The organism is Microbispora sp. CA-102843 (genome assembly GCF_050936215.1).
In the GTDB taxonomy this organism is placed as follows: domain Bacteria; phylum Actinomycetota; class Actinomycetes; order Streptosporangiales; family Streptosporangiaceae; genus Microbispora.
Genome location: NZ_JBNJNF010000001.1, coordinates 7,808,478 through 7,820,020, shown reverse-complemented (window position 1 = coordinate 7,820,020; position 11,543 = coordinate 7,808,478). Strand labels below are relative to the sequence as shown.

At 72.2% G+C, this 11,543-nt stretch carries 6 protein-coding genes; all 6 read left to right on the top strand.

From position 1 onward, the window contains the following. Window positions 1–59 precede the first annotated feature (59 nt). The 6 genes from ACQEVJ_RS36125 to ACQEVJ_RS36100 are packed head-to-tail and all read left to right on the top strand — an operon-like array spanning window position 60 to window position 11,528. Window positions 60–1,457: a class I adenylate-forming enzyme family protein gene (locus tag ACQEVJ_RS36125; RefSeq protein WP_433113171.1), complete on the top strand. Its 1,398-nt coding sequence runs from the start codon at window positions 60–62 to the stop codon at window positions 1,455–1,457. Further along, on the top strand, window positions 1,454–2,995 hold the full coding sequence (locus tag ACQEVJ_RS36120) for a condensation domain-containing protein (RefSeq protein WP_433109024.1): 1,542 nt from the start codon (window positions 1,454–1,456) through the stop codon (window positions 2,993–2,995). The genes ACQEVJ_RS36125 and ACQEVJ_RS36120 overlap by 4 nt, the downstream gene beginning before the upstream one ends. Next, a complete protein-coding gene (locus ACQEVJ_RS36115) occupies window positions 2,992–3,999 on the top strand; it encodes a thiamine pyrophosphate-dependent dehydrogenase E1 component subunit alpha (RefSeq protein ID WP_433109022.1) in 1,008 nt (335 codons plus the stop codon). The genes ACQEVJ_RS36120 and ACQEVJ_RS36115 overlap by 4 nt, the downstream gene beginning before the upstream one ends. Then, a complete protein-coding gene (locus ACQEVJ_RS36110) occupies window positions 3,996–4,979 on the top strand; it encodes an alpha-ketoacid dehydrogenase subunit beta (RefSeq protein ID WP_433109020.1) in 984 nt (327 codons plus the stop codon). The genes ACQEVJ_RS36115 and ACQEVJ_RS36110 overlap by 4 nt, the downstream gene beginning before the upstream one ends. Beyond that, a complete protein-coding gene (locus tag ACQEVJ_RS36105; protein ID WP_433109018.1) occupies window positions 4,972–6,120 on the top strand; it encodes a 2-oxo acid dehydrogenase subunit E2 in 1,149 nt (382 codons plus the stop codon). Before ACQEVJ_RS36110 ends, ACQEVJ_RS36105 begins: the two co-directional genes overlap by 8 nt. Next, window positions 6,120–11,528 (top strand): non-ribosomal peptide synthetase/MFS transporter, encoded by a 5,409-nt coding sequence (locus ACQEVJ_RS36100; protein WP_433109016.1) that lies wholly within the window; start codon window positions 6,120–6,122, stop codon window positions 11,526–11,528. The genes ACQEVJ_RS36105 and ACQEVJ_RS36100 overlap by 1 nt, the downstream gene beginning before the upstream one ends. The last annotated feature ends 15 nt before the right edge of the window (window positions 11,529–11,543 follow it).

The window sequence follows — 11,543 nt, the reverse complement described above, 5'->3', positions numbered from 1 at the left end:
GGACGACCTCTGATCTGGCGATTCTCGTCCTGGCGACTTTCCGGGGGCCGATCGTGAGCATGACTCTTCCCGGCCTGCTTCGAGAGCGGGCCGCCGCCGATCCCGGCCGGGTGGCGATGACCGTCCACGGCTCCGGCTCGCTGACCTTCGGCGAGTGGGAGCGCAGATCGTACGGCGTGGCCTGCGCGCTGCGCGGCCGGGGGATCCGGCGCGGCGATCGGGTGGGCCTCGTGTTCGGCAACGGCGACTGGCTGGACTACTCCGTCGCGTTCTTCGGCGTGCTCAGGGCGGGGGCGGTCGCCGTACCGCTCTCCGACCGCCTGGCCGGCGCGGACGTCGACGCGATGCTCGCGCACTGCGGCGCCACGGCGGTGCTGCGGCCGGGCGAACTGCCGTACGCCGAGGGCGGCGGCGAGGATCTCGAACCGGCGGCGCCCGGCGACCCGGCGCAGATCCTCTACACGTCCGGCACCACGGGCCGGCCCAAGGGGGTCGCCGCCACCCACGCGAACCTGGCCTACGGCTGCGGGGGCCGCCGCAGGCCGTTCACCCATTCCAAGCACCTCGCGCACGCCTTCCCCGTCGGCACCAACGCGGGTCAGTGGATGCTGGTCAACGCCGTGGACGCGCACCCCGAGGTGGTCACGCTGCCGCGTTTCACGCCCGGCAGGTTCGCCGCGCTGATCGAGCACTACCGGGCGGGCACGGTCTTCGTGGTCCCCGCCATGGCGATCGAGATGCTCGCCGCGGGGGTGCAGGCCAGGCACGACCTGTCGAGCGTGCTGCTGCTCGGCTCGGCGGCGGCGCCGCTGCCGGCGCGGGTCGCGGGTGATCTCAGCGCCGCGTTCCCCAACGCGACGATCACGAACTACTACACCTCGACCGAGGCCGCGCCCGCGCAGACCGTGATGATCTACGATCCCGAGCGGCCGTCCAGCGTGGGCCGCCCGGTCTCCGGCGGGGCGGTCAGGATCGCCGCGGCGGACGGCGGGGCGCTGCCGCCCGGCACGACCGGTGAGGTGTGGATGCGGTCGCCGACCGTCACCCGCGCCTACTACGGCGACGCGGCCGCCACCGGCGAGGTCTTCCGCCGCGGCTGGGTGCGCATGGGAGATCTCGGCTACCTCGACGGCGACGGCTACCTCTACCTGGTCGACCGCGAGAGCGACGTGATCAAGTCGGGGGCCTACAAGGTGTCCACGATCCATGTCGAGGAGGCCGTCCACCGGCACCCCGGCGTCGTCGAGGCGGCCGCTTTCGGGGTGCCGCACCCCACGCTCGGCAAGGCCGTCGCGGTCGCCGTCGTCGGGACCGTCCCACACGAAGAGCTGCGGATCTTCCTGAAGGACCTGCTCGCTCCGCACGAGCTTCCCGTACGGCTCATCACCCTCGACGCCCTGCCACGCAACCACGGCGGCAAGGTCGACAAGCGCTCACTCCGAGAGGTGGCATCATGACGGAGGTCTCGTTCGCCCAGCATGGGATGTGGGTCACCGAGCGGATGGGGGCGGGGTCGGCGTACCACATGCCGATCGTGATCTGCTTCGACGGCTCGCACGCCCCCGATCCGGCCGTCCTGGCCAAGGCGTGCGCGAGCGTGGTCGCGCGGCACCCGCTGCTGGGCCGGGCCGTACGGGAGCACGACGGCGTGCCGCACCTGGTGCCCGCGACCCGGTCCCCGTCCCTGGAGACGGGGGAGTCGGTGGAGGAGGCCGTCAGGCGGCCCTTCGACCTGGAGAACGGCCCGCTCGTCCGCTTCACGCTCGTCGGCGACACCCTCGTGATCGTCGCCCACCACCTGGTCTTCGACGGCGGGTCCAAGGACATCCTGGTCGCCGACCTCGCCGCTTTCGCGGCCGGTGCCGTACCGCCGCCGCTCGAACCCCTCGACCACGCCGCCGGTCAGCGGGAGCGGGTGGCCGACCTGCTCGGCGAGGCTCGCGCGTTCTGGGCGGACAGGTGGCGCGAACCGGACGAAACCGTCGTGCCGGGCGGGGTGCTCCGCTCCCGCGGGGGCGGCCCGGGGCGGCTGCTGGAGTTCACGCTCGACGTCCCCGACCTGTCCGGCCTGACCAGGTTCGAGGTGCTGCACGCGGCGCTGCACGCGCTCCTCATGTCGTACGGCAACGCCGACGTCGTCACCGCGGTCGACCTGTCGACCCGCACCGCCGAGTCGGCGGGACACGTCGGCCCCTTCGTCAACGAACTGGCCGTCTTCTCGAGCCCGTCGCCCGATGCGCCGTTCGCGACGTTCGCCGCCGGGCTGCGCGCCGAGCTCAGGAGCCTGTACGCCTATCGCGAGGTCCCCCTGGCCAGGGCGGTCGCCGGGCTGAGACCGCATGCGGCGCTCGCTCCCGTCTCGGTCAGCTACCGGCGCGCTCCGGCGACGTACGGCGCGGGACCGGCGGAGGGGTTCGGTCAGGTCGACTGGCTGGCGTTCAACCACGCGGTGCGGGGCGCCCTGCAGCTCCAGGTCCTCGACCCTGCCGACCCTGCCGACCCTGCCGACCGGACCGACGGTTCCGACGGCGCGGCGGTGACGGCGCCGGGAATGACCGCCAGCCTCCGTTACGACCCGGGCGAGCTGACCGATCCGGTCGGGTTCGCCGACGACCTCCGGGCGGTGCTGGCGGCGATCGCCCAGGATCCCACCCGGTCCCTGGAGATGCTGCCGACCCGGGAACCCGTGGTCGCCTGGCCCGTCCCCAGTTCCATGACAGCGGGTGCCGTACCGGCGGTGGAGGACACCGTGGACACCGGTGCCGGAGTGGATCTCGACGATCCGCTGGCGGCCGAGATCCGCGCCATCTGGGAGGAGGTGCTCAAGCTCGCTCCCATCGAGCCGAATGACGACATCTTCGAGCTCGGCGGCCACTCGCTGACCATCACCCAGATCATCGCCCGCATGCGCAAGAGGCTGGGCGTGGAGGTCGAGCTGGACGACTTCTTCGACAACCCGACGATCGCCGGCGTGCTCCAGGTGATCCGCCGGTGACGCGGCCCGTCACGGCCGAGCCTGCCGATCCGGCCGTCTTCCCGGCGGAGACGCCCGGTCCGGACGACGCCGATCTCTCGCTCATGCTGATGATCCGGGCGTTCGAGCTGAAGCTGCTCGACCTGTTCGGCAGGGGCCTGCTCAACGGCACGACCCACACCTGTCTCGGCCAGGAGTACATCCCGGTCGCCATGGAGGCGCTGCTCGACCCGCGCGACCACGTGTTCAGCAACCATCGGGGGCACGGCCACTACCTGGCACGCTTTCGCGACCCCGCCGGACTGCTCGCGGAGATCATGGGCAGGGAGGGAGCCGTCTGCGCCGGGGTCGGCGGCAGCCAGCACATCCACAGGGACCGCTTCCTGTCCACGGGGGTGCAGGGCGAGAGCCTGCCGGTCGCCGCGGGGGTCGCGCTGCACCTCAAGCGGGCCGAGCCCGGCCGCCTCGCCTGCGTCTACGTCGGGGACGGCACGTTCGGCGAGGGCGCGGTCTACGAGGCGTTCAACATCGCGTCGCTGTGGGCGTTGCCGCTGCTCGTCGTCGTCGAGAACAACGGCATCGCCCAGTCGACGCCCACGTCCCGGCACCTGGCGGGGAGCATCGCGGGCCGGGCGGCGGCGTTCGGCATCGACCACCGCCTCGTCGAGACCTCCGACGTCACCGAGATCCGCCGCACGCTCGAACCCCTGGTGTCGCGTGTCCGTTCCCGCGCGACGCCTCTCGTCGTCGAGTTCGTCACCCGGCGCCTCGGACCGCACAGCAAGGGCGACGACACCAGGCCGGCCCCAGCCGTACAGGCTCTGCGCGAGCAGGACTGGTACGCGCGGTGCGCGGCGGCGTGCCCCGACCGCTTCCCGCGGCTCGACGCGGAGGCGAGCGCGCACATCGACGCGGTCGCCGCGGAGGTCATGGGCAGGGCCCCGTCACGGTGGGAGGGGGCACGGTGGGAGGGGGCACGGTGGGAGGGGGCACGGTGGGAGGGGGCACGGTGGGAGGGGCCGTGAGGGTCGCGGAGAACCTGAACGCGGCGCTGGCCGCCCTGCTCGCCCGGGAGCCGAACCTCTACGTGCTGGGAGAGGACGTCGTCGATCCGTACGGCGGCGCCTTCAAGATCACTCGGGGGCTGTCCACCGGCTTCCCCGATCGCGTCCTGTCGACCCCGATCAGCGAGAACGCCGTCACCGGCGTCGCCGCGGGTCTCGCGCTGGCGGGAGACCTGGCGATCGTCGAGATCATGTTCGGCGACTTCGCCGCGCTCGCCTTCGACCAGTTGCTCAACTTCGCGTCGAAGTCGGTCTCCATGTACGGCTCCCGCCTGCCGATGCGCATGGTCGTACGCTGCCCGGTCGGCGGCGGGCGCGGTTACGGGCCGACCCACAGCCAGAGCCTGCAGAAGCACTTCGTCGGCATCCCCGGACTTGCCCTCTACGAGCTGTCGCCGTTCCACGACAACCTGGCCGTGTTCGAGGAGATGTTCGCCCGGGCGGAACCGTGCGTGTTCTTCGAGGACAAGGTCCTCTACACGCGCCCGATGGGCGCCGTGGAGCCGCCGTTCTCGGTGGAGCTCTCCGACGGCGTGGCCAGGGTGTCCCTCGACGGTCCCCCCGACTGCGTGATCATCACGCCCGGCGGGGTCACGCACCGGGTGCTGGCCGCGATGCGCTCGCTGCTGGTCGAGGAGGAGATCGCCTGCACGCTGCTGGTGCCGTCCCGGCTGTATCCGTTCGACCTGCCCGATGTCTTCGACGCGGACGTCCGCGCGGCGCGCCGGGTGTTCGTCGTCGAGGAGAGCACCGCCGGGGGGACGTGGGGCGCCGAGGTGGCCCACGTCGTCCATCGACGGCACTGGGGGCGCCTGGCCCACCCGGTCACGTTGATCCACTCCCTCGGCGGGGTCATTCCCACCGCGGCTCATCTCGAGCGGGCGGCCCTCGTGAACGAGTCCACGATCCACAGCGCGATCAGGGAGACCCTCCGTGGCTGAGCTCCGCGTGCCGAAGCTGAACAACAACGACACCGAATATCTCCTCGTCGAGTGGCTCGCCGCCGACGGCGCGCGGGTCGCCGAGGACGACGCGGTCGTGCTGGTGGAGACGTCCAAGGCCGCCGAGGAGCTCACCGCGGGTGCCTCCGGCGTCCTCCGCCACCGGCTGCGGGCGGGGGTCTGGTGCCGCCCGGACGACGTGATCGCCTCGATCGACGGGACGGCGGAACCTTCCGGCCCCCAACCGGCGTCCCCGGACAGGGTGTCACCGGTCACGGCACAGCGGGGTACGGCACAGCGGGGTACGGCACAGCACGGTACGGCCGAGGACTCGGCGCCGCTCATCACGGCCCCCGCGCAGGCGCTCATCGACGAGCTCGGCATCGACCTCGAACGAGTCAGGGCACTGGGCATCCCCGTCGTCCGGCGGGCCGACGTCGAACGCGTGGCCGCTACACCCCTCGGCGGCGAGACCTCCACCGACGGGCGCGCCGAGCACCGGCTTTCGCGGGTGCAGCGGGCCGTGGCCAGGTCCGTGGAGCTGTCCCATCAGACCATCCCCGCCGCGTACGCCGTCGTCCGCATGGATCTCGGCCCGGCGCTGGAGTACGCGCGGGCCAAGACGATGGAGATCCGCCGCCCGGTGGGGCCGGCGGAGGTGTTCGTCCAGGCCGTCGCGGGCCTGCACGAGCGGTTCCCGCTGTTCTTCGCCACTGTCGACGGCACTGTCGACGGCACTGTCGACGGCACCAGGGCGCTGCTGTCCGAAGCTCCGAACATCGGCGTCACCGTCGACGTCGGCGAGGGGCTGTACGTCCCCGTCGTCCACGACGCGGGGAGCCGTACGACGAAGGACATCGCGACGACCCTGATGAAGCACCGGCTCGCCGCCGCCACCGGCGAGTTCACGGAGAGCGACCTGTCCGGCGCCAACTTCGTCGTCACCCTGCACACCGAGCACGGGGTCGTGCTGGCGATCCCGTTCGTCTTCCCCGGCACCGTCTGCGCGCTCGCCGTCGCCGGGCCGCGCGAAGGAACCCTCGCCGACATCGGCCTCGCCTACGACCACCGCCTGATCAACGGCAGGGACGCAGCCCTCTTCCTGAACGCGCTCAAAGCCACCGTCGAAGGGCTCACCTGATGTCCGCAGCCGGCCTGTCCGAGGCGAAGAAGGAACTGCTCAGACAGCGACTGCGGTCCAGCCAGGCCGATCGGTCCGGCGAGGCCGGTCAAACGGATGGGGCGATCCGGCGCCGCCCCGAGGGCGTCGAGCCGCCGCTCGGCCCCGCCCAGGAACCGCTCTGGTTCATGGAGCACTTCACACCGGGCACCGCCACCTACACGATCGCGATGGCCGTACGGCTGCGCGGGCCGCTCGACGTGGACCGCCTCAGGCAGGCGCTGGCCCGGCTGCCGGAGCGGCACGAGAGCCTGCGGCACCGGTTTCCGGCGACGGACGAGGGGCTGCCCGCCGTACACGTCGTGCCCGAGGCGGACGTGCCGTTGCGCGAGGCGGCGGCCGCGACGGACGAGGAGACCGTCGCCCTGATCGACGCCGAGAGCGCGACCCCGCTCGACCTCGCGGAGGGGCCGCTGCTCAGGGCGCTGCTCGTGGCCAGAGACATGGAGAAGGGCCGGGACGAGCACGTCCTCGCGCTGCTCGTGCACCACATCGTCGCCGACGGCCAGTCGGCCCACCTGCTCATGCGCGACCTGCTGGCGCTTTACCGAGGAGAGGACCCGGCCGCGCCCGCCGTACGCTACGGCGACGTCGCGCTGTGGCAGCGCGGGCGGCGGTTCGACCGTGAGCAGGTCTACTGGCAGCGGGAACTGGCCGCGCTGCCGAGGGCGGACCTGCCCCTGGACCGGCCCAGGCCGCCACGCCAGTGCTTCGACGGCGCATCGCACGTCCACGAGCTCGCCCCCGAGCTGGTCGACCGGCTCACCGAGCTGGGCGGACGGCACGGCGCGACCAGGTTCATGACGATGCTGGCAGCGTTCCAGACGCTGATCGCGCGATATTCGGGGCAGGACGACTTCGCGGTCGGCACCCCGGTGGCCGGGCGCACCCGGCCCGAGCTCGACGACGTGGTCGGCATGTTCGTCAACACGCTGGTGCTGCGCGCCCGGCTCGACGGCGACCCGAGCTTCGCCGAGTTGCTGGCCCGCACCAGGGACACGGTGATCGAGGCGCTCGACCACCAGGAGCTGCCGTTCAGCCGGCTGGTAGACGAGCTCGGCGTGCCGCGCGACCCGAGCAGGCAGCCGCTGGTCGACACGTTGTTCTCGATGCACGACTTCGCCAACCGAAGCGACGACGGCGAGGTGTCGGACTTTCCCCTGCGGCCCGGCTCGGCCCGCCATGACCTGGAGCTCTATCTGGTGCCCACCCCGGGCGGCGGACTGGCCTGCACGTTCACGTACAAGACCGCGCTGTTCGACGCCGGCACGGTCGAGCGGATGGCCGGGCACCTGGAGGCGCTGGTGCGGGCGGCCGTCGCCGAGCCCGATGTGCCGGTCAGCAGGCTTTCGCTGCCGCTGGGGGAGGACGCCGAGCTGATCGCGTCCTGGAACGACACCGCCGCGGGCTTCCCCGCCCACGCCACCCTGCACGGCCTGGTCGAGGAGCAGGTCGCGCGCACCCCCGACGCGACCGCCGTGACGTTCCGGCGCGCGTCGCTGACGTATCGGGAGCTCGACGAGCGGGCGAACCGGGTGGCGCACCGGCTGACCGGCCTGGGTGTGGGCACGGGCACGCTGGTCGCGGTCTGCGCGGAACGCTCGATCGAGCTCGTGGTCGCCCTACTCGGCGTGCTCAAGGCGGGCGCGGCGTACGTGCCGCTGGACCCGGACTACCCGGCCGACCGGCTCGCGTTCATGCTGTCGGACTCGGCCGCGCCCGTGGTGCTGGCGCAGCGGCATCTGGCCGCGGGCGACGCCACGGTCCTCCTGCTGGACGAGCTCGCGGAGGCGGCGGACGTGCCCGTCACCTCTCCTGAACCCGCCGGAGAGCCCGGCACCGCCGCGTACATGATCTACACCTCCGGTTCGACGGGCAGGCCGAAGGGGGTGCCCAACAGCCACCGCGGCATCGTCAACCGGCTCGACTGGATGCAGAAGCGCTACGGCCTCACCCCGGACGACGTGGTGCTGCAGAAGACCCCGGCCGGCTTCGACGTGTCGGTGTGGGAGTTCTTCTGGCCGCTGACGACCGGGGCCAGGCTGGTGCTGGCCGAGCCGGGAGGCCACCGCGACCCGGCCTACCTGCGCGATCTGATCAACGCCGAGGGCGTGACCACCACGCATTTCGTGCCGTCGATGCTGGCGGTGTTCCTCGCCGAGGAGGGCGCGGCCACCTGCACCTCCCTGCGCCGCGTCATCTGCAGCGGTGAGGAGCTCCCGGTCGACCTGGCCGCACGCTGCCTGCGGACGATCCCGGCGGAGCTGCACAACCTGTACGGCCCGACCGAGGCCGCCATCGATGTGTCCTCCTGGGAGTGCACGCTCGACCGGCTCTCGGGACGCGTACGCGTGCCGATCGGCTCGCCCATCCAGAACATCACGCTGCACGTCCTCGACCGGCATCGCCGGCCGGTGCCCGTCGGGATGCCCGGCGAGCTGCACATCGGCGGGGTCGGCGTCGCGCTCGGCTACCACGACCGGCCGGAGCTGACCGCCGAGCGGTTCGTCGACGGCCTCTACAGGTCCGGTGACGCGGCCCGCTGGCTGCCCGACGGGACCGTCGACTTCCTCGGCCGCCTCGACAACCAGGTCAAGCTGCGCGGGCTGCGCATCGAGCTGGGCGAGATCGAGGCGGCGCTGCGCGAGAGGGCGGGCGCCCGCGAGGCCGTCGTCGTCGTGCGGGCCGACCGGCTCGTCGCCTACCTGGCCGGCGTCCCGGAGGAAGCCGCCCAGGCGGCCGCGATGCGGGCGGCCGTACGCGGCATCCTGCCGGAATACATGCTGCCGTCGCAGTTCGTCTTCCTGGAGGCCCTGCCGCTCACCCCGAACGGCAAGCTCGACCGTGCGGCACTGCCCGCCCCGGCCGCCTCCGCCGGCGACACCGAGTATGCCGAGCCGGAGACCGGCGCCGAGAAGGCGATCGCGGACATCTGGGCCGAGGTCCTGGGAGCCGGACGGGTCGGCCTCGACGACGACTTCTTCGACCTCGGCGGCCACTCGCTGCTCGCCATCCAGATCGTCGCCAAGCTGCGCAAGGCGGGCATCGGCCAGATCGGCCTGGTCGACGTCTTCTCCCACCGGACCGTGCGCGAGCTGGCCGCCTTCGCCGAGCGGCCGGTCCCGGCGGGTCCGCGACCCCTGCTCCAGCGCCTCACCCCGGCGGGACGGACCGCCGGCCTCACCTACGTCTGCGTGCCGTACGGCTCGGGCAGCGCCGTCGTCTACCAGCCGCTGGCCGACGCGCTGCCCGGCGACCACGCGTTGTACGCCGTCGCCATCCCCGGCCACGACATCGGCCTGGACGAGGAGGCGATGGAGTTCGACGCCCTCGCGGCCCGCTGCGCCGAGGAGATCCTTTCGATCGAGGGACCGATCGCGATCTACGGCCACTGCGGGGTGGGCGCGGCTCTCGCGGTCGAGCTGGCCCGCCGGGTCGAGGCGGCGGGCCGCGAGGTCGAGGCCCTCTACATCGGGGCGATCTTCCCGTTCGCCCGGCCGCGCGGAGTGCTGGGCAGGCTGTCGAGGCTCGTGGACGTCGATCGGCTGAGCCGCAGCCAGACCGATATCAACCGGCTCAAGGCTCGCGGCGTCGACCTGGACGAGCTCGACCCCGGAGTGGCCGACCGGATCATCCGTACGATGCGGCGGGATTCGAAGGCGGCCGAGAAGTTCTTCACCGAGCTGTTCGACTCCCCGGACCGGCGGCGGCTGAAGGCACCGATCATCTCGGTGGTCGGCGAGCGCGACCCGGCGACCGACTTCTACGAGGAGCGCTACCGGGAGTGGGCCTTCCTCTCCGACACCAACGCGCTCGTGGTGCTGGACGAGGGCGGCCACTACTTCCTGCGCTACCGGGCCGCCGAGCTGGCCGAGATCCTGCGGACCCACCGCTCGCTGGGCCGGCCCGCCCCGCACGAGCCGGACGACACGTGGTGGGTCCACGGCGTGAGCACGCCGGAGACGTCCAGCGCCGACCCGGCGTCGGGGACGTCCGATGCCGGCCCGGCGGCCGAGCCCGCCGTCAGGCCCGGCATGACCCGGTTCCTCACCGTCGCCGCCGGCCAGCAGATCTCGATGATCGGGTCGGCCCTGACCGGATGGGCACTGCCGCTGACGATCCTCGTCGACTCCGGCTCGATCGCGCAGTTTTCCATCCTGGCCGTGCTCAACCTGGCCGGGTTGCTGATCTCGCCGCTGGCCGGAGCGATCGTCGACAGGGGCGACAGACGGCGGGTCATGCTCCTGGCCGACTTCGCCTGCGGGGGCATCCAGGTCGTGCTCGCCTGCCTGATCCTCTTCGGCGAGCTCCGGCTCTGGCAGGTCTACCTGCTGATCGTCGCGTTGTCGATCGCGGCGAACTTCCAGCGCCTGGCCTACACGTCCGCCGTTCCGCAGCTCGTGCCCAAGCGCTACCTCGGGCACGCGATGGGCGTCACCCAGATGGCCAACGGTGTCGCACAGCTCGTCGTGCCGCTGATCGCCGCCGGGCTGCTGGCCTGGATCAAGCTGGGCGGGATCGTGATCATCGATGTGGCCAGCTACGTCTTCGCCATCGTCGCCGTGCTGGCGGTCCGGTTCCCGGACACGCTGCCGTGGCGGCCGCGCGAACCGCTGAGCACCGAGATCCGCAAGGGCTTCGCCTACACGTGGAACGAACGCGGCCTGCGGGCGATGCTCGTCTTCTTCGCGGTGCTGAACATCTTCCTGTCCCCGCTCCTGCTGCTCGTCTCTCCGCTCGTCCTGTCGTTCGCCACGCTCACCGAGGTGAGCGTGATCTCCGTGGTGACCGGCCTCGGCGTGATGCTGGGCGGGTTGACGATGGCCGTATGGGGCGGGCCGGCCAAGTGGCGCTTCCGCGGGGTGCTCGTGTCGACGCTGGCCGTCGCGGCCGGCAGCGTGGTCACCGGGCTCCGCCCTTCACTGATCGTGATCGGTGTGGGCGCGTTCTCGCTGACGTACTTCCTGACCCTGATGAACGCGATGTACTCGACCATCGTGCAGATCAAGGTGCCCTACCGCTATCACGGCCGGGTCTTCGCGCTGAACACGCTCGTGGCCTGGTCGACCCTGCCGATCGGGATGGGACTCGTCGCACCGCTGGGCGCCGCGCTGTTCGACCCCATGCTGGCCCCCGGCGGGGCGCTCGCCCCGACCGTCGGCGCGCTGATCGGCGTCGGGCCCGGACGCGGGGTCGCGTTCCTCTACCTGGTGTGCGCGCTGGGCATGGCGGCCGTCGTGGCGGGTGCGCTGCGCGTACGGCGACTGGCCCGCTTCGACGCCGACATGCCCGACGCGCTGCCGGACGACCTCGTCGGCATGGAGACCGTCGAGAGGCGCCGCGAGGCGAAGACGGCCGCGGCCGCGTAGCCGCCGCTCCTGACA

Excerpts from the sequence above, each read along its gene's own strand:
- ACQEVJ_RS36125 (WP_433113171.1), top strand. The coding sequence starts at position 60 with ATGACTCTTCCCGGCCTGCTTCGAGAGCGGGCCGCCGCCGATCCCGGC.
- ACQEVJ_RS36120 (WP_433109024.1), top strand. The coding sequence starts at position 1,454 with ATGACGGAGGTCTCGTTCGCCCAGCATGGGATGTGGGTCACCGAGCGG.
- ACQEVJ_RS36100 (WP_433109016.1), top strand. The coding sequence starts at position 6,120 with ATGTCCGCAGCCGGCCTGTCCGAGGCGAAGAAGGAACTGCTCAGACAG.